An 18,866-nucleotide genomic window follows, 5' to 3' on the forward strand; every position below is an offset into this window, starting at 1 on the left:
GATAGGCCGGATGTGGAAGACAGGACTAAAGACTGTCGGAGCTGACCGGTACTAATAAGCCAACAACTTCACACACCTACCAAACACTGTTTGGTCAATAACACTGCTTCGCGTCCACTGTGCGGTTCCCGAGAAACGGGCACCACCCCCACCACCACCAGCACCAACCTGGTGGCAGGCAAGGGGTCACCCCGAAAACTCGATACTGTTACGGCGGTCATAGCGTCGGGGAAACGCCCGGTCCCATTCCGAACCCGGAAGCTTAGCCCTTCAGCGCCGATGGTACTGCCCTCGCGAGGGGGTGGGAGAGTAGGACGCCGCCGGACACCCATTCACGAAAGGCCCACCCCACACCGGGGTGGGCCTTTCGCATACCCGCAACACCCCACCAGGCCGTCGTGCCCGCAGGCGTGCTCGGCGGCGAGCCGGCCCGTGGTCGCGCACACGGCATCCCGCGCCGTCCGGGGCGCGCGGCAGTGGCGAGCCCGACGACACGATGACGTGGCGTGCGCGCCGCGACACCGTCCCGTTCCGCTGCGCGCCGGCGCCCGCGTGCTCCGAGCTCCGGGGGAACTCCCGAGGTCGGCGCGCTGGACCTGCGGGCGGGCCGGCGCGCGCTGGCGGGAGCTTCCGCGTCCTCCGACCGGCGCGGAGACTCCTCTGCACTCTTCTCAGGGTCTTCACGAGCGTGTCCGGGCGGCCGTTTCAGGCTGCTGACCTGGGGTGATGATGTGCCGCAGCGAGCGTGCTCGGCTGGTGCCGTGCGGCAGGTCCCTACTGAGCGCAGACTCACTTGACATGGCACCGGGCCGAGAGCGAGACTTCACTGAACGGAAACCCACTTCCGGTGGGTGGAATCGTCCGAAGGGGGTCGCTCGATGACGAGTGCAGGTCTCGAGGCATTCAACGCGGCGGACATCGACGCCGCACGCGCCCGGGTGCTCTCGTGCGCGGCCGTGACCCGGTGGGCTGACGCGGTGGTCGCCGGCCGCCCGTACGCGGACACCGCGGCTGCACTCGCGGCGGCGCGAGTCGTGGCGGACCCGTGGAGCGAGGAGGAGATCGACTCCGCGCTCGCCCGTCATCCGCGCATCGGCGAGCGTGCCTCCGGGGAGGACGCGGACGCTGCGCACTCGCGCCGGGAGCAGGCCGGGCTCGGCGACCTGACCGGTTCGGTGGAGGAGCGCCTGCGCGCGGGCAACCGTGCCTACGAGGAGCGGTTCGGTCACGTCTTCCTCATCCGGGCCGCGGGCCGCACCGCCGACGAGATCCTCGCCGCGCTCGAGGAGCGCCTGGGGAACGATCCCGCCACCGAGCGACGCATCGCCGGCCAGCAGCTGCGGGAGATCGCCGTGCTGCGGCTGGAAGGAGAGCTCTCATGACCTCGCACATCACCACCCACGTGCTCGACGCGGTGTCCGGCCTGCCGGCCGCCGGTGTGGCCGTCTCCCTGTGGAGCGTCGGCGCGGACAGCGCCGCGCGGCTCGCGGACGCCACGACCGACGCCGACGGCCGGGTCAAGGACCTCGGCCCGAAGTCCCTCGAGCCCGGCACCTACCGCGTGACCTTCGCGACCGGCGACTACTTCGCCGCGCAGGGGGTCGCGACGTTCTACCCGTCGATCACCATCGACTTCACCGTCGAGGCCGGGCGCGACCACTACCACGTGCCCTGCCTGCTCAGCCCGTTCGCGTACTCGACGTACCGCGGGAGCTGACGGGCCGCCAGGCCCGCATCACCGGCCGCGGCAGAGACGCCGCGGCCTGCGTCATCGTCATCGGAGACGTATGGGGGCCGCCCTCGGGGCGGTCCCGCGACAACGCAACAACAGATGAAGGAGTCAGCAATGACCGCCACCGCCACCGACGCCCAGGCCACCACGGGCACGATCGTGCTGGGCGACAACCAGTACGGCAAGGCCGAGGTACGCGTCATGAAGGTCGACCGTGACCAGGCGCGCCACCGGATCACCGAGCTCTCGGTGACCTCGCAGCTCCGCGGTGACTTCTCCGCCGCGCACATCGACGGCGACCAGGGCCGCGTGGTCCCCACGGACACGCAGAAGAACACGGTGTTCGCGCTCGCCAAGGACGGCATCCCCTCGCCGGAGGAGTTCGCCCTCCGCCTGGGTGAGCACTTCGTCTCGAGCTTCGACTGGATCGAGGGCGGCCGCTGGGAGGCCAAGGAGTACACCTGGGAGCACATCCCCTCGTCGCTCACCTCCCACGTGACCGACGGCGAGCACGACCACGCGTTCGTCAAGGGCGGCACGGAGACCCGCACGACCGTCGTCCAGCGCGAGGGCGACGAGGTCTTCGTCGTCTCCGGCCTCGAGGACCTCAAGGTGCTCAAGTCCACGGGTTCCGAGTTCCACGGCTTCCCGAAGGACCGCTACACCACCCTGCAGGAGACCACCGACCGCATCCTCGCGACGTCGGTGACCGCCCGCTGGCGCTACACGTCGCTGGACATCGACTTCAACGCCGTCTACGACGACGTGCGTCGCATCCTGCTCGAGACGTTCGCCGACGTGCACTCGTTCGCGCTGCAGCAGACCCTCTACCAGATGGGCAAGCGGGTGCTCGAGGCGCACCCGGAGATCGGCGAGATCAAGTTCTCGATGCCGAACCTGCACCACTTCGTCGTGGACTTCGAGCCCTTCGGCCTGGAGAACCCGAACGAGGTCTTCTACGTCGCCGACCGCCCGTACGGAAAGATCGAGGCGGAGGTGAAGCGGGAGGGCGCCGACCAGGAGCCGCGCGCGTGGGCCACCGTCACGGGGTTCTGCTGATCCGGTTTCCCCTGAACAGCGAGGCACCGTGCAGTCGGTTCGAAGGAGCATCGAGATGAGCACGACGACCATCGACGCGGCGGGCGTGACCGGCGTGCCGCAGGGCGGTCGACCGGAGGACGAGCGCTACCCGCTCGGCAAGACGTTCCTCTACGGCCTGCAGCACATCATGACGATGTACGGCGGCGTGATCGCGCCGCCGATCATCGTCGGGCAGGCGGCGGGCCTGACCGGGGCGGAGATCGGCGTCCTCGTGTCGGCCGCGCTGCTCGTCAGCGGTCTGGCCACCGCGCTCCAGACGCTCGGCATCCGCTTCTTCGGGTCGCAGCTCCCGCTCGTCCAGGGCATCTCGTTCGCCACCGTGTCCACCATGGTCGCGGTGGCGAGCGGGGACGGCGGGCTCCCCGCCGTCTTCGGCGCCATCATCGTGGCCGCCGTGATCGGCCTGGCGATCAGCCCGTTCTTCGCGCAGGTCGTGCGGTTCTTCCCGCCGGTCGTGACCGGCACGATCATCACGATCATCGGCATCTCGCTGCTGCCCACGGCGGCCGGCTGGATGATGGGCGGCGACGAGGAGGCGGCCGACTGGGGCTCGGTGCCCAACATCGCGCTGGCGCTCGGCACGCTGGTCGTGGTGCTCGCGCTCAGCCGCTTCCTGCAGGGCACGATCTCCCGCCTGTCCATCCTCTTCGGCATCATCCTCGGGACCGTGGCGGCGGTGCCGCTCGGGCTGGCGGACTTCTCGGGGGTCGGAGAGGGGTCGCCGTTCGCGCTGCCGACGCTGTTCGCCTTCGGCGCCCCGGTGTTCGAGATCGGCGCGATCATCTCGATGACGATCGTCATCCTCGTCATCATGACGGAGACGACCGCCGACATCATCGCCATCGGCGAGGTGCTCGACACCAAGGTCGACGCGAAGCGGGTGGGGGACGGCCTGCGGGCCGACATGGCCGCGACGCTCATCGCGCCGTTCCTCAACTCGTTCCCGGCCTCGGCGTTCGCGCAGAACGTCGGCCTGGTCGCGATCACCGGCATCCGTTCGCGGTTCGCCGTGGCGGCGGGCGGCGGCGTCCTGTTCGTCCTGGGGCTGTTCCCGGTGCTGGGACAGGTGGTCGCGGCGATCCCGTCGCCCGTGCTGGGCGGCGCCGGCATCGTCCTGTTCGGCTCGGTGGCCGTGTCCGGCATCCGCACGCTGTCGCGGGTCGAGTACGAGGGCAACCTCAACCTCACGCTCGTCGCGGTCGCGTTGGGCTTCGGCATCATCCCGATCGCCGTCCCGGACTTCTACGACCAGTTCCCGACCTGGGTGGGCATGATCTTCCACTCCGGGATCGCGGCCGCAGCCGTCGTCGCCGTCCTGCTCAACCTCGTGTTCAACGAGATCCGCTGGGGCCGGCGCAGCAAGGACCCGTCGGTGTTCACCGCAGGCTCCTCGGCGCGACTGGTCGTGACGGAGGAGCAGGAGCAGCGCCGGGCGGAGTACTTCGCGCGCCTGGACGCCGAGCGTCAGGAGGAGCGTCGCCGCGCCCGCCTCAACGCGGACGTGCGGGCGCGGGTGCGCCACGGCCACGGCCGCCGGTCGGGCTGCGTGTCGGCCATCGACCTGGACGCGGACGGCGTGCCGGACGTGCTCCAGATCCGCGAGGGCGCGCGCGACGCGGTCGCCGGTCGACGTCCCGGCGCTCACGCGGCGGCGGACGACACCCGTCCGCAGCTGGTGCACGCGGGCGCCGCCGAGCCGGGGGACGGGTGACCACGATGCGCGCCCCGGCACGACGCAGGGCGCGAGGCGGGATCCCCGCCTCGCGCCCCGCGTCGGGTCGCCGCGTGCCGTCAGGCCGCGGAGAGCAGCTCCTTCGAGATGGTGTCGGCCATCTCGTGCAGCAGGGGGAGCGCGGCCTCGCCGAACTCGTAGGTCACGCGGGCAGCGGGCCCGGAGACCGAGAGCGCGGTCGGGGTGGGAGCGCCCTTCACGGGGACGGCGAAGCACCGCACGCCGATCTCCTGCTCGCCGTCGTCGACGGCGTAGCCCTGCTCGCGGATCGTGCCGATCTCCTTGAGGAGGTCGTCGACGTCCGTGATGGACAGGTCGGTGGCGGGCGGCATCCCGACGCGACCGACGATGTCGCGGATCGTCTGGTCCGGCAGCTCGGCGAGCACCATCTTGCCGACGCCGGTGCAGTGCGTGTAGACGCGCCGTCCCACCTCGGTGAACATCCGCATCGAGTAGGACGACGAGGCCTGGGCGACGTACACCACCATGTCGCGGTCGATCATCGCGAGGTTGGCGCTCTCGCCGAGCTCGCGGGCGAGCCGCTCCAGGTGCGGGCGGGCGCTGGCGCCGAGCTGGCGGCCGGCGCTCTCGCCCAGCCGGATGAGGCGCGGTCCCAGGGTGTACCGGCGGTTCGGGAGCTGACGGGCGTAGCCGCGGCCGACGAGCGTCCGCATGAGCCGGTGGATCGTCGGGAGCGGGAGGCCGGCAGCGGCCGCCAGCTCGCTGAGCGCGGCGTCGCCGCCGAGGTCGGTCATGATCTCGAGCAGGTCGATCGCCCGGTCCACCGACTGGACTCCGGTGCCGTTCGCCATGGGTCGTGTCCCCCTTTGAGTCTCACGAACCGGTCCCGGTTCTAGAAACCATCCTTCCACATCTCGAAACTTCATGTCATCAGCACCTCGAAAGGAAACCCAGGCCATGGCGATGCCCAGCCCCAGCTACACGATCACCCTCCGCGTCGAGGCCCCGGCCTCGCAGCGCGCGACGAGCGAGATCGTCCACGAGATCGCCACGGCCGGCGGATCGGTCATGGGCGTCGACATCGCCCAGTCGCACGCCGACACGATCGTCGTCGACGTCACCTGCGACACGGTCGACGCCGAGCACGGCGAGCGGATCGTCGCGGCGCTCGACGCCCTCGACGGCGTGCGCGTGCTGAAGATGTCCGACTCGACCTTCCTCATGCACCTCGGCGGCAAGATCTCCGTCACCCCCAAGGTGCCGCTCAAGACGCGCCGCGACCTCTCGCGCGCCTACACGCCGGGCGTCGCCCGCGTCTGCCTCGCGATCGCCGACCGCCCCGAGGACGCGCGCCGCCTCACCATCAAGCGCAACACCGTCGCGGTCGTCACCGACGGCACCGCCGTCCTCGGCCTCGGCGACATCGGCCCCGAGGCCGCCATGCCGGTCATGGAGGGCAAGGCGGCGCTGTTCAAGCAGTTCGCCGACGTCGACGCGTGGCCCATCGCCCTCGACACGACGGACACGGAGGAGATCATCCGCACCGTCAAGGCGATCGCCCCGGGCTTCGGCGGCGTGAACCTCGAGGACATCTCCGCGCCCCGCTGCTTCGAGATCGAGAAGCGCCTGCGCGAGGAGCTCGACATCCCCGTCTTCCACGACGACCAGCACGGCACCGCCATCGTGGTGCTCGCGGCGCTCATCAACGCGCTCAAGGTCGTGAACAAGAAGATCGAGGACGTCCGCATCGCGGTGTCCGGCGTCGGCGCCGCCGGCTCGGCCATCATCCGCCTCCTGCTCGCCCAGGGCGCGAGGGACATCGTCGGCTTCGACCGGCACGGGGCGCTCACGCCCGAGTCGGCCGGCGATGACGCGAACCGCGCCTGGATCGTCGAGAACACCAACCCGTCCGGGTTCACCGGGACCCTCAAGGAGGGGCTCGTCGGCGCCGACGTCTTCGTGGGCGTCTCGGCGGGCAACATCCTCACGGGCGCGGACGTCGCGGCGATGAACGACGACGCGATCGTGTTCGCCCTCGCGAACCCGACGCCCGAGGTCGACCCGATCGCCGCGGGCGAGACGGCCGCCGTCGTGGCGACCGGCCGCAGCGACTACCCGAACCAGATCAACAACGTGCTGGCGTTCCCCGGCCTGTTCCGCGGCCTGCTCGACGCGGGCGCCACGCAGATCACGGACGAGATGCTGCGCGTGGCGGCGGTCGCGATCTCGTCGGTGGTGAGCGAGGACGAGCTCAACTCGGCCTTCGTCATCCCGGGCGTGTTCGACAGCCGCGTCGCCGAGGCCGTCGCGGAGGCCGTCCGGGCCGAGGGCCTCAAGGAGGTCCCGGTGGCGGAGCACCGTGCCGGGGACGCCGAGCACCTGGCCCAGCACCTGGGCCGTGCACTGCAGGCCGAGGGCGCGGCGGTGGCCCGATGAAGGCGTCCCTCGACCAGGCCGCGCTCGACGCCGTCGAGCGGCGGCTCGCCGCGCACGACGCCCACCTCGAGCGCGCCTACCCGGGCGACGACGGCACGCGCCAGCCCGTGCACACCGTGTACGTGCCGGCGCACCGGTACGCGGCCGGGCTCGCGAGGGACTGGGGCGCACAGGCGCTCGCGGCCGTCGAGGCGCAGGGCACGGACGCGCTGCTGGACGCCGTCGGCGTGCGGGACGACCTGCGCGAGGCGGTCGCGGCCCAGGTGGAGCGCAAGCTCGCCGCCGAGCCGATCGAGGACCTGCGCATCGACCTCGAGGACGGGTACGGCACCCACCCCGACGCCGACGAGGACGAGGTGACCGCCGCCGCGGCCGCCGCGCTGCGCGCCGAGCTGGACGCCGGGGGAGCGACGCCGTTCGTCGGCATCCGGTTCAAGTGCTTCGAGCGGCCCACCCGGGCGCGCGGCCTGCGCACGCTCGACGTGTTCGTCAGCACGCTCGCGGCGTCGGGCGACCTCCCCGACGGGCTCGTGCTGACCCTGCCGAAGGTGACCGGCGTCGTGCAGGTCGAGGCGATGGTCTCCGTCTGCGAGCGGCTGGAGGAGGCGAACGGCCTGCCGGCCGGGCGCCTGCGCTTCGAGGTGCAGGTGGAGACGCCGCAGTCGATCCTCGACTCCGAGGGCACGGCGACCGTGGCGCGGATGATCCACGCGGGGGCGGGGCGCGTGAGCGGCCTGCACTACGGCACGTACGACTACTCGGCGGCGCTCGGCATCGCCGCGGCGTACCAGTCGATGGAGCACCCGGCGGCGGACCTGGCCAAGGAGGTCATGCAGCTCGCGGCCGCCGGCACCGGCGTCCGCCTGTCCGACGGGTCGACGAACGTGCTGCCGGTCGGCGACGACGCGCAGGTGCGCGCCGCGTGGGCGAACCACGGGCGTCTCGTGCGGCGCTCGCTGGAGCGCGGCTTCTACCAGGGCTGGGACCTGCACCCGGTTCAGCTGCCGAGCCGGTTCGCGGCGACGTACGCGTTCTACCGCGAGGGCTTCGAGCCGGCGGCCGAGCGGCTGTCGAACTACGTGAACGAGGTGGAGGGTGCGGTGCTCGACGAGCCCGCCACCGCCAAGGCGCTCGCGTGGTACCTCAAGCGCGGCGTCGACTGCGGAGCCCTGGGCGTCGACGAGATCGTCGAGCGCACCGGCCTGCGGCCGGACGAGCTCACGGCGATCGTGACGCGCCCGCTCGGGGGCTGACGCCCGGGCATCGGCGCAGCGCACGGCCACGACGGCCCGGCAGGACGACGTCCCGCCGGGCCGTCGTCGTGTGCGCGGCGTCACGACCGCACTGCGGGACGGCCCCGGGCAAGGGTTGACCGATCGCGCCGACCCGGCGTAGCGTTTTCACTACAAGGAACCAATCTTCCATCTGGCGAAAGCGAGTCAGCGATGACGGACCAGATCCCCTACACCGTGAACTGCTCGATCCTCCTCACGGACCTGCCGCTCCTGGAGCGTCCGGCGGCCGCGAAGGCGGCCGGCTTCGACGGCGTCGAGCTCTGGTGGCCCTTCGCCACGCCGACCCCCGACGCCGACGAGATCGACGCGTTCGTCGGGGCCCTGGCCGACGCCGGCGTGCAGCTCACCGGCCTCAACTTCGACGCCGGCAACATGCCGGGCGGCGACCGCGGCCTGATCTCGTGGCCGGAGCGCTCGGCCGACCTGCGCGCCAACCTCGACGCCGTCGCCCGCATCGGCGAGCGCACCGGCTGCCGCGCGTTCAACGCGCTGTACGGCAACCGCGTCGAGGGCGAGGACCCGGCCGCGCAGGACGCGCTCGGCGCCGAGAACCTCGCGCTCGCGGCGAAGGCCGTCGAGCGCGTCGGCGGCACCGTGCTGGTGGAGCCGGTCTCCGGCGCCCCCGCGTACCCGCTGAAGACCTCGGCCGACGCCGTCGCCGTCCTGGACCGCGTGCGCGACGAGCACGGCGTGACCAACCTCGGCCTGCTGTTCGACGTCTACCACCTGTCGGTCAACGGCTCGGACGTGGACCTCGACCTCAAGACCTACGGCGACCGCATCGCCCACGTCCAGATCGCCGACGCCCCGGGCCGCGGTGCCCCGGGCAGCGGGGACCTGCCGATCCAGCGCTGGATCGGCGACCTCCGCGCCGCCGGCTACGCCGGCCCCGTCGGCCTCGAGTACAAGACGGCCGACGCCGACCCGTTCGCCTGGCTGCCCCGCGCCGAGCGCTCCGCGCGCTGAGTGCCCCGCGCTGCAGCGACTCCTCGACCTCCCCGGAAGGACACGACCAATGAGTACCATCGCCTTCATCGGCCTCGGCATCATGGGCAGCCCGATGGCCGTCCACCTGCAGGACGCCGGGCACGCCGTCGTCGGCTTCAACCGCACGGCCGCCAAGGCCCAGCCCCTCGTCGAGGCGGGCGGCACCGCCGCCTCGTCCGTCGCAGAGGCCGTGAAGGCCGCGGACGTCGTGGCCGTCATGGTCCCGGACTCCCCGGACGTCGAGGGGGTCCTCACCGGCGACGACGGCGTCTTCGCGAACGCGCAGCCGGGCACGCTGATCGTCGACTTCTCGTCGATCCGCCCGGACGTCACCATCGCGCTGGCCGAGCAGGCGACGGCCGCCGGCTTCCGCTACCTCGACGCGCCGGTCTCCGGCGGCGAGGCGGGCGCGAAGAACGCCGCCCTGTCGATCATGGTCGGCGGCTCCGCCGAGGACTTCGCCGCAGCGTCCGACGTGTTCGACGCCGTCGGCAAGACGGTCGTGCACGTCGGCCCCTCGGGCTCCGGCCAGACCGTCAAGGCCGCGAACCAGCTCATCGTCGCCGGCAACATCGCGCTGCTCGCGGAGGCCGTCGTCTTCCTCGAGGCGTTCGGCGTCGACACGGAGGCGGCCGTCAAGGTCCTCGGCGGCGGCCTCGCCGGCTCCGCGGTGCTCGACCAGAAGGCCGAGAAGATGCTGGGCCGTGAGTTCGCCCCCGGTTTCCGCATCGACCTGCACCACAAGGACCTGGGCATCTTCACGACCGCCGCGCGCGAGCAGGGCGTCGTCGCCCCCGTCGGCGCCGTCGTCGCACAGCTCATGGCCGCGGCCCGCGCCGAGGGCGACGGGTCGCTCGACCACTCCGGCCTCTTCCAGGCGATCGCGCGCCTGTCCGGTCGCGACTGACCTCGCGCCCGCCCCGACATCCCCGAAGACTCGAAGGAGAGCACCATGCCCCGCATGCGCGCGGTCGACGCCGCGGTCGCCATCCTGGCGAAGGAGGGTGCCACCGAGGCCTTCGGCCTCCCCGGCGCCGCCATCAACCCGTTCTACGACGCCATGCGCCAGCACGGCGGCATCCACCACGTGCTCGCCCGGCACGTCGAGGGCGCGTCGCACATGGCCGACGGCTACTCGCGCGCCGAGCGAGGCAACATCGGCATCTGCATCGGCACGTCGGGCCCCGCGGGCACCGACATGATCACCGGCCTGTACGCCGCGTGGGCCGACTCGATCCCGATGCTGTGCATCACGGGCCAGGCCCCGGTGGCCAAGCTCGACAAGGAGGACTTCCAGGCCGTCGACATCGCGTCGATCGCCGCGCCGGTCACCAAGCTGGCGAAGACGGTCCTCGAGGCGTCGCAGGTGCCGGGCGTCTTCCAGCGCGCGTTCCAGCTGATGCGCTCGGGCCGTCCCGGCCCGGTCCTCATCGACCTGCCGATCGACGTGCAGATGACGGAGATCGAGTTCGACCCGGAGACCTACCAGCCGCTGGCTCCGGAGCGACCGGAGGCCACCCGCGAGCAGGTCGCCAGGGCGATCGACATGCTGCTGGCCGCGGAGCGCCCCCTGATCGTCGCCGGCGGCGGCATCATCAACGCCGGCGCGGAGGCCGAGCTCGTCGAGCTCGCGGAGACCCTCGGCGTGCCGGTGGTCCCGACCCTGATGGGCTGGGGCGCGATCCCCGACGACCACCCGCTGACCGCGGGCATGGTCGGCATCCAGACGTCGCACCGCTACGGCAACGCGACGTTCCTGGAGTCGGACTTCGTGATCGGCGTCGGCAACCGGTGGGCCAACCGCCACACCGGCGGCCTGAAGACGTACACCGAGGGCCGCACCTTCGTGCACGTCGACATCGAGCCCACGCAGGTCGGCCGCGTGTTCGCGCCCGACTACGGCGTGGTCTCCGACGCGGGCGCCTTCCTGCGCACCGCGCTCGAGGTCGCCGCGGAGCGCAGGGCCGCCGGGCAGCTGAAGGACTACTCCGCGTGGGCCGCGTCCGCCCAGGAGCGCAAGGGGAAGCTGCAGCGCAAGACGCACTTCACCGAGATCCCGATCAAGCCGCAGCGCGTGTACGAGGAGATGAACAAGGCCTTCGGCCGCGACACGGTCTACGTCACCACGATCGGCCTCTCGCAGATCGCCGGCGCGCAGCTGCTGCACACGTACCACCCGCGGCACTGGATCAACGCCGGGCAGGCGGGCCCTCTGGGCTGGACCGGTCCGGCCGCGCTCGGCGTCTCGCGGGCGCTGCCCGAGGGCAACGTCGTCGCCCTCTCCGGCGACTACGACTTCCAGTTCATGCTGGAGGAGCTCGCCGTGGGCGCGCAGCACCACCTGCCCTACGTGCACGTCGTGGTGAACAACGCCTACCTGGGCCTGATCCGTCAGTCGCAGCGGGCGTTCGAGATGGACTACCACGTGTCCCTCGCCTTCGACAACATCAACATGTCGCACGGTGACGGGGAGCCCGAGGGCTACGGCGTGGACCACGTCAAGGTCGCCGAGGCGCTGGGCTGCAAGGCGATCCGCGTCAAGGACCCGGAGGACCTGGGCGCCGCGTTCGCCAAGGCGCAGGCCATGACCGCGGAGTTCCGCGTCCCCGTGGTGGTCGAGGTCATCCTCGAGCGCGTCACCAACATCGCGATGGGAGCAGAGCTCAACGGGGTGAACGAGTTCGAGGACCTGGCGATCTCGGCCGAGGACTCGCCCACGGCCATCGCGCTGCTCGACTGAGCGCGACAGGCTGAGCAGTACCCGACGACGGCGACGGGAGAGACGATGGCGAGGACGGGCAGGACCGACGGACGAGGGGGTGGAGCGGCAGTGACGACGACGGGACCGACGGCGGCGCGCGTGCTGCTCGCCCCGGACAAGTTCAAGGGCTCCCTGACCGCCGGCGAGGTGGCCGCCCACCTGGCGGCCGGCCTGCGGCGGGCGGTGCCCGGCGTCGTCGTCGACGAGCTCCCCGTGGCAGACGGAGGCGAGGGCACCCTGGAGGCCGCCCTCGCCGCCGGCTACACCGCGGTGGACCTGGTGGCGACCGGCCCCCTCGGGGAACCGGTCGCCACCCGGTACGCCCGCCGGGGCGCCACCGCCGTCGTCGAGATGGCGGCGGTCACCGGCCTCGCCCAGGTGACCCCGACGCCGGCCACCGCTCTCGCCGCGACCTCCCGGGGGCTCGGCGAGGTCATCGCGCACGCCCTCGACGCGGGGGCACGGGAGATCGTCGTCGGGGTGGGCGGCTCCGCCAGCACCGACGGCGGGGCGGGCATGCTCGCCGCGCTCGGCGCGCGCCTCGCGTCGGGGGCGGGGGACGTCGCCGACGGCGGCGGCCACCTGCACGAGCTGACCGACGTGGACCTCGCGGGGCTGCACCCCGCGCTCGCCGACACCGAGATCGTGCTCGCGAGCGACGTGGACAACCCGCTGCTCGGCGAGCAGGGCGCGGCCGCCGTGTACGGGCCGCAGAAGGGCGCCGACCCGGCGACGGTGGCCCAGCTCGAGCTCGGCCTGGCGACCTGGGTCGACGTGCTGGCCACCGTCGGCGTCACGGGCGCCCGCGGCTACGCCGCCCAGCCCGGCGCGGGCGCGGCGGGCGGCGTGGGCTTCGCCTGCCTGCTGCTCGGCGCCGAGCGTCGCCCCGGTGTCGAGGAGGTGCTGGCCCTCACGGGCTTCGCGGACCGCCTCGCCGGCGTCGACCTGGTCGTCACGGGGGAGGGCAGCCTCGACGAGCAGTCCCTGCACGGCAAGACGCCGGTCGGCGTGGCCGCCGCCGCGGCCGTCGCCGGCGTCCCCACGGTCGCGGTGTGCGGCCGCACCACCCTGAGCCCCGCACGAGCGGCCGCCGCCGGCCTCACCGACGTGCACGCCCTCACCGACGTCGAGCCGGACGTCGCCCGCTGCATCGCCGAGGCGGGCCCGCTGCTCGAGACCCTCGCGGCGCGGCTCGTCGACCACCTGCCGTCCCTGAACACCCTGGAGATCGCATGACCCACGACCTCGTCGTCCGCGCCGCCCGCGCCGTCACCCCCGAGGGGGAGCGCGCCGTCGAGGTGGGCGTGACCGACGGCCGGATCGCCGCCGTCGTTCCGCTCGGCACCGGCCTGGCCGGTGCCGAGGTGCTGGAGCTCGCCGAGGACGAGGTGCTGCTGCCCGGCCTCGTCGACTCGCACGTGCACGTCAACGAGCCCGGCCGCACCGAGTGGGAGGGCTTCGCCACCGCCACGCGCGCCGCCGCGGCCGGCGGCGTCACGACGATCGTCGACATGCCGCTCAACTCGCTGCCCCCCACGACCTCGGTCGCGAACCTCGAGGTCAAGAAGCAGCGCGCGGTGGACCAGGCGTTCGTCGACGTCGGCTTCTGGGGCGGCGCCGTGCCGGGAAACACGGCGGACCTCAAGCCTCTGCACGATGCCGGCGTGTTCGGCTTCAAGTGCTTCCTTGCCGACTCCGGGGTGCCGGAGTTCGGCCACCTCGAGGACGCGGAGCTGCGCGCCGACCTCGCGGAGCTGACGTCGTTCGGCGCCCTGATGATCGTGCACGCGGAGGACCCGGGCACCCTCGAGGACGCCCCGCAGGAGCCGGGCCCCACCTACAAGAACTTCCTCGCCTCGCGGCCCGCCAAGGCCGAGTCGACGGCGATCGCCTCGCTCATCGACGCGGCCCGCGCCACCGGCGCGCGGGCGCACGTGCTGCACCTGTCCGACGCCGACTCGCTGCCGATGATCGCGGCCGCCCGTGCGGAGGGCCTGCGCCTCACCGTCGAGACCTGCCCGCACTACCTGTCCCTGGACGCCGACCACGTGCCCGACGGCGCGACGGCCTACAAGTGCTGCCCGCCGATCCGCGAGCACGACAACCAGGACCGCCTCTGGCAGGGCCTGCGCGACGGCCTGATCGACGTCGTCGTCACCGACCACTCGCCGGCCACCGCCGAGCTCAAGCAGCCGGCCTCGGGCGACTTCGCCGAGGCCTGGGGCGGCGTCGCGTCGCTGCAGCTCGGCCTCGCCGTCGTCTGGACCGAGGCGCGCCGCCGCGGGGTGCCGCTCGCGGAGGTCGTCGGCTGGATGTCCTCCGGCCCGGCCGCGCTGGTCGGCCTGGAGCGCAAGGGCGGCATCGCGGTGGGCAAGGACGCGGACCTCGCGGTCTTCGCACCCGAGGCGACGTTCGTCGTCGACCCGGCCCGCCTCCACCACAAGAACCCGGTCACGCCGTACGCCGGTCGTGACCTCACGGGAACGGTGCGGCGCACGCTGCTGCGCGGGCGTCCCGTGGGCGACGAGCCCACCGGCACCCTGCTGCGCCGCGGCGGGGCCTGAGCAGGGCCCGACGACGAGAACGCTGACGAGAACGACGACGAGAACGACGACGAGAACGACCACGAAGGACGACTGACATGACGCGACTCCAGCCGGGCGACACCGCTCCCGACTTCACCCTGCCCGACTCCGCAGGCACGCCGGTGTCCCTCGCGGACGTGCGCGCCGGGGCGGACAAGGGCGTGGTCGTGTACTTCTACCCGAAGGCGGGCACCCCCGGGTGCACCACCGAGGCCTGCGACTTCCGCGACAACCTCGCGTCGCTCGCGGGAGCCGGGTACGCCGTCGTCGGCGTCTCCGCCGACCCGGTGGAGGACATCCGCGCCTTCGTGGAGGCCGAGCACCTGACGTTCCCCCTGCTGAGCGACGCGGACCATGCCGTGGCCGACGCCTACGGCACGTGGGGCCCGAAGACGATCGGCGACCGGACGTTCGACGGGGTGCACCGCTGCACCTTCGTCGTCGAGCCGGACGGGACCCTGCGGTCCGCCGAGTACGACGTCGAGGCCACCGGGCACGTGGCCGCGCTGCGCGCGCAGCTGGTGGGTGCCTGAGCACCCACGACCCGGTAGGGTCGGTCTGGCAGGTTTCCGCTAGGCGTAATACGAATTCCGCTGTGCAACGACCGCACGGCAGCAGCACACCCCCGTAGAACGAGAACAAGGAGGGACTGTCGTGGAGCTCCCCGACGGCCTGACCATCACCGCCGAGATCGGTGAGCGCGACACCGAGGTGCTCACCCCGGCCGCGCTCGACCTCATCGTGACCCTGCAGCGCGAGCTGGGCGCCCGCCGCCTCGAGCTGCTGGAGGCGCGGCAGCGTCGCCGCCAGGCGCTGGCCGACGGCGGCACCCTCGACTTCCTCCCGGAGACCGCGCACCTCCGCGCCGACGACTCCTGGAAGGTCGCCGAGCCCGCCCCCGGGCTCGTCGACCGCCGCGTGGAGATCACCGGCCCGACCGACCGCAAGATGACCGTCAACGCGCTCAACTCGGGCGCGAAGTGCTGGCTCGCGGACCAGGAGGACGCGAACACGCCGCAGTGGAGCAGCGTGGTGGGCGGCCAGCTCAACCTCCTCGACGCCATCGAGCGCCGGATCGACTTCACCAACGAGGCCGGCAAGTCCTACGCGCTGAAGCCCGACGACGAGCTGGCCACGATCATCATGCGTCCCCGCGGGTGGCACATGAACGAGAAGCACGTCCTCGTCGACGGCCAGGAGACCTCCGGCTCCCTGGTCGACTTCGCGCTCTACGTCGCGACCGCGGGCCTGCGGCAGATCGCCAAGGGCCTCGGGCCGTACTTCTACCTGCCGAAGATGGAGTCGCACCTCGAGGCGCGGCTCTGGAACGACGCGTTCGTCCTCGCCCAGGACGCGCTGGGCATCCCGCGCGGCACCATCCGCGCGACCGTGCTCATCGAGACCATCCCGGCCGCGTTCGAGATGGAGGAGATCCTCTACGAGCTGCGCGAGCACTCCGCGGGCCTCAACGCCGGCCGCTGGGACTACCTGTTCTCCGTGGTGAAGAACTTCCGCACCCGCGGGTCGGAGTTCCTGCTGCCCGACCGCAACCAGATCACCATGACGGTGCCGTTCATGCGGGCCTACACCGAGCTGCTGGTCCGCACCTGCCACAAGCGCGGCGCGCACGCCATCGGCGGCATGGCGGCGTTCATCCCGAGCAAGGACGCCGCGGCCAACGAGCAGGCCTACGCCAAGGTGAGCGCCGACAAGGCGCGCGAGGCCGGCGACGGCTTCGACGGCTCCTGGGTGGCGCACCCCGGCATGGTCGCCACGTGCAAGGAGGCGTTCACCGCGGTGCTCGGCGACCGGCCGAACCAGATCGACCGTACGCGCGAGGACGTGCGCGTCACGGCCGCCGACCTGCTGTCGGTCGACAAGACGCCCGGCACCGTCACCGAGGCCGGCCTGCGCAACAACGTCTCCGTCGGCATCCAGTACCTCCAGGCCTGGCTGGGCGGCCTCGGCGCCGTCGCCATCTTCGGCCTCATGGAGGACGCCGCGACCGCGGAGATCTCCCGCTCCCAGGTGTGGCAGTGGCTGCACAACGACGTCGTCCTCGCCGACACCGGCGAGAAGGTGACGCGGGAGCTCGTCGACCGCATCGTCGAGGAGGAGGTGGCCAAGCTTCCGGGCGGCGCCGCCGCCTTCGACGAGGCGCGGACCACCTTCATGGAGGTCGCCGTGGCCGACGAGTACATCGACTTCCTCACGACGGCCGCCTACGAGCGGATGGACTGAGGAACCCGGCACCGCTCGGCTGCGACGGGGGCGCCGAGCACCGCCGGTGCGTGACGGCCGGGACCACGTCCTGTGTGGCGTGGTCCCGGCCGTTCGTGCGCCCGCACCGTCATGCGGGGACAACCTCCCCGACACGTGCCGCCCACTAGACTGGCGGCCATGTCCACCATCTCCCGAGACGAGGTCGCGCGCGTCGCCGCCCTGGCCCGGATCGACCTGCGCGACGACGAGGTCGACCGGCTCGCCGGCGAGCTCGACGTCATCGTCGACTCCATCGCCCGCGTGCGCGAGGTCGCGACCCCCGACGTGCCGGCCACCAGCCACCCGCTGCCCCTGACGAACGTGTTCCGCGAGGACGTGCCCCAGCCGGCGCTGCCCGTGGCCGACGTGCTGGCCGCCGCGCCCGACGCGCAGGACGGGCGCTTCGCCGTCCCGCAGATCCTCGGGGAGGAGTGAGATGACGGACCTGACCCGCCTCAGCGCTGCGGAGCTCGCCGAGACCCTCACGCGCCGGGAGGCCTCCAGCGTCGAGGCCACGCGCGACCACCTGGACCGCATCGCGGCCGTCGACGGCGACGTGCACGCGTTCCTGCACGTGAGCGAGGACGACGCGCTGGCCACGGCCGCCGACGTCGACGCGCGCCGCGCCGCCGGCGAGGAGCTGCACCCGCTGGCCGGCGTGCCGATCGCCGTCAAGGACGTCGTCGTGACGAAGGGCCTGCCGTCCACGGCGGGCTCGAAGATCCTCGAGGGCTGGATCCCGCCGTACGACGCGACCCTCGTCGAGAAGCTCCGCGCCGCGGGCCTGCCGATCCTCGGCAAGACGAACATGGACGAGTTCGCGATGGGCTCCTCCACCGAGCACTCCGCGTTCGGCAACACCCACAACCCGTGGGACCTCGACCGCATCCCCGGCGGCTCGGGCGGCGGCTCCGCCGCGGCCGTCGCTGCCTTCGAGGCGCCGCTCGCGATCGGCACGGACACCGGCGGCTCGATCCGCCAGCCGGGCGCCGTCACCGGCACCGTCGGCGTGAAGCCCACCTACGGCGGCGTCTCGCGCTACGGCCTCATCGCGATGGCCTCCTCGCTGGACCAGGCCGGCCCCGTGACGCGCACCGTGCTCGACTCGGCGCTGCTGCACGAGCTCATCGGCGGCCACGACCCGCGCGACTCGACGTCGATCCCCGAGCCGCTCCCGCCGCTGGTCGAGGCCGCGCGCCAGGGCGCGCTGGGCGACCTGTCGGGCCTCAAGGTCGGCGTCGTCACGCAGCTGCAGGGCGAGGGCTACCAGCCCGGCGTGCTCGCGCGGTTCCACGAGTCGCTCGAGCTGCTGACCAAGGCCGGGGCCGAGGTCGTCGAGGTCTCCTGCCCGAGCTTCGACTACGCGCTCGCCGCGTACTACCTGATCATGCCGGCGGAGGCGTCGAGCAACCTCGCGAAGTTCGACGGCATGCGCTTCGGCCTGCGCGTCGAGCCGACCGACGGCCCGGTGACGGCCGAGCGCGTCATGGCCGCGACCCGCGGCGCCGGCTTCGGCGACGAGGTCAAGCGCCGCGTCGTCCTCGGCACCTACGCCCTGTCGGCCGGGTACTACGACGCCTACTACGGCAGCGCGCAGAAGGTCCGCACGCTCATCCAGCGCGACTTCGCCGCCGCGTTCGCGCAGGCGGACGTGCTGGTCTCGCCCACGGCGCCCACCACGGCGTTCAAGCTGGGGGAGAAGCTGGACGACCCGCTCGCGATGTACCTCAACGACGTCGCGACCATCCCGGCCAACCTCGCCGGCGTGCCGGGCATCTCGGTGCCCAACGGCCTGTCCGACGACGGCCTGCCCGTCGGGTTCCAGATCCTCGCGCCGGCGAAGGCGGACGACCGCCTCTACCGCGTCGGTGCCGCGCTCGAGTCGGCCCTCGAGTCCACGTGGGGCGCCCCGCTGCTGTCCCGTGCCCCCGAGCTCTCGCCTCCCGGGTCTCCTCGCTTCGCTGCGGGGACCCGCGAGGACTCCGAGACGCTGGGCTGAGAACAGGAGAACACC

General features: G+C 72.5%; 16 protein-coding genes and 1 rRNA gene. 16 read left to right on the forward strand and 1 reads right to left on the reverse strand.

The annotated features are described in order from the left end of the window. Positions 1-209 precede the first annotated feature (209 nt). The 5 genes from rrf (at position 210) to ACQP6G_RS08255 (ending at position 4,544) form a co-directional block, all read left to right on the forward strand. Positions 210-326, forward strand: a 5S ribosomal RNA gene (gene rrf, locus ACQP6G_RS08235). A 552-nt stretch (positions 327-878) separates the two neighbouring features. Then, complete coding sequence (uraD, locus tag ACQP6G_RS08240) at positions 879-1,382, forward strand: 2-oxo-4-hydroxy-4-carboxy-5-ureidoimidazoline decarboxylase (RefSeq protein ID WP_429763805.1); 504 nt, start codon at positions 879-881, stop codon at positions 1,380-1,382. Next, complete coding sequence (gene uraH, locus ACQP6G_RS08245) at positions 1,379-1,717, forward strand: hydroxyisourate hydrolase (protein ID WP_429763806.1); 339 nt, start codon at positions 1,379-1,381, stop codon at positions 1,715-1,717. The genes uraD and uraH overlap by 4 nt, the downstream gene beginning before the upstream one ends. 129 nt (positions 1,718-1,846) lie before the next feature. Further along, entirely contained in the window at positions 1,847-2,791 is a 945-nt protein-coding gene (gene pucL, locus ACQP6G_RS08250; RefSeq protein WP_429763807.1) for a factor-independent urate hydroxylase, read from the forward strand. 55 nt (positions 2,792-2,846) lie between these two features. Continuing rightward, a complete protein-coding gene (locus tag ACQP6G_RS08255; RefSeq protein ID WP_429763808.1) occupies positions 2,847-4,544 on the forward strand; it encodes a nucleobase:cation symporter-2 family protein in 1,698 nt (565 codons plus the stop codon). Positions 4,545-4,624: 80 nt separating this feature from the next. On the opposite strand, the gene ACQP6G_RS08260 is transcribed toward ACQP6G_RS08255, so the two are convergent. Then, on the reverse strand, positions 4,625-5,377 hold the full coding sequence (locus ACQP6G_RS08260; protein WP_429763809.1) for an IclR family transcriptional regulator: 753 nt from the start codon (positions 5,375-5,377) through the stop codon (positions 4,625-4,627). A 106-nt stretch (positions 5,378-5,483) separates the two neighbouring features. Here ACQP6G_RS08260 and ACQP6G_RS08265 point away from each other — a divergent pair, with 106 nt between their 5' ends. The 11 genes from ACQP6G_RS08265 (at position 5,484) to gatA (ending at position 18,851) form a co-directional block, all read left to right on the forward strand. Continuing rightward, the gene (locus tag ACQP6G_RS08265; RefSeq protein ID WP_429763810.1) at positions 5,484-6,962 is read left to right on the forward strand and encodes an NAD-dependent malic enzyme; all 1,479 of its coding nucleotides are present in this window, start codon (positions 5,484-5,486) and stop codon (positions 6,960-6,962) included. Next, positions 6,959-8,215 carry a DUF6986 family protein gene (locus ACQP6G_RS08270; protein ID WP_429763811.1) on the forward strand — a complete coding sequence of 419 codons (1,257 nt, stop codon included), beginning with the start codon at positions 6,959-6,961 and terminating at the stop codon, positions 8,213-8,215. The genes ACQP6G_RS08265 and ACQP6G_RS08270 overlap by 4 nt, the downstream gene beginning before the upstream one ends. 204 nt (positions 8,216-8,419) lie before the next feature. After that, positions 8,420-9,223 carry a hydroxypyruvate isomerase family protein gene (locus tag ACQP6G_RS08275; protein ID WP_429764284.1) on the forward strand — a complete coding sequence of 268 codons (804 nt, stop codon included), beginning with the start codon at positions 8,420-8,422 and terminating at the stop codon, positions 9,221-9,223. Positions 9,224-9,233: 10 nt separating this feature from the next. Next, a complete protein-coding gene (locus tag ACQP6G_RS08280; protein ID WP_429764285.1) occupies positions 9,234-10,151 on the forward strand; it encodes a 2-hydroxy-3-oxopropionate reductase in 918 nt (305 codons plus the stop codon). 45 nt (positions 10,152-10,196) lie between these two features. Then, on the forward strand, positions 10,197-11,984 hold the full coding sequence (gene gcl, locus ACQP6G_RS08285) for a glyoxylate carboligase (protein ID WP_429763812.1): 1,788 nt from the start codon (positions 10,197-10,199) through the stop codon (positions 11,982-11,984). A 90-nt stretch (positions 11,985-12,074) separates the two neighbouring features. Beyond that, the gene (locus ACQP6G_RS08290; protein WP_429763813.1) at positions 12,075-13,241 is read left to right on the forward strand and encodes a glycerate kinase; all 1,167 of its coding nucleotides are present in this window, start codon (positions 12,075-12,077) and stop codon (positions 13,239-13,241) included. Then, positions 13,238-14,569 carry an allantoinase AllB gene (gene allB, locus ACQP6G_RS08295; protein ID WP_429763814.1) on the forward strand — a complete coding sequence of 444 codons (1,332 nt, stop codon included), beginning with the start codon at positions 13,238-13,240 and terminating at the stop codon, positions 14,567-14,569. The genes ACQP6G_RS08290 and allB overlap by 4 nt, the downstream gene beginning before the upstream one ends. 77 nt (positions 14,570-14,646) lie before the next feature. Continuing rightward, positions 14,647-15,123, forward strand: coding sequence for a thioredoxin-dependent thiol peroxidase (gene bcp / locus ACQP6G_RS08300; RefSeq protein WP_429731455.1), 477 nt, complete (start codon positions 14,647-14,649; stop codon positions 15,121-15,123). 121 nt (positions 15,124-15,244) lie between these two features. Beyond that, positions 15,245-16,831: a malate synthase A gene (gene aceB / locus ACQP6G_RS08305; protein ID WP_429763815.1), complete on the forward strand. Its 1,587-nt coding sequence runs from the start codon at positions 15,245-15,247 to the stop codon at positions 16,829-16,831. Positions 16,832-16,990: 159 nt separating this feature from the next. Next, positions 16,991-17,287 carry an Asp-tRNA(Asn)/Glu-tRNA(Gln) amidotransferase subunit GatC gene (gene gatC, locus ACQP6G_RS08310; protein WP_429731461.1) on the forward strand — a complete coding sequence of 99 codons (297 nt, stop codon included), beginning with the start codon at positions 16,991-16,993 and terminating at the stop codon, positions 17,285-17,287. Position 17,288: 1 nt separating this feature from the next. Beyond that, positions 17,289-18,851, forward strand: a complete 1,563-nt coding sequence (gatA, locus tag ACQP6G_RS08315; RefSeq protein ID WP_429763816.1) for an Asp-tRNA(Asn)/Glu-tRNA(Gln) amidotransferase subunit GatA — start codon at positions 17,289-17,291, stop codon at positions 18,849-18,851. Positions 18,852-18,866: the final 15 nt, after the last annotated feature.

Source organism: Isoptericola nanjingensis (genome assembly GCF_050311635.1).
GTDB lineage: Bacteria > Actinomycetota > Actinomycetes > Actinomycetales > Cellulomonadaceae > Isoptericola > Isoptericola nanjingensis.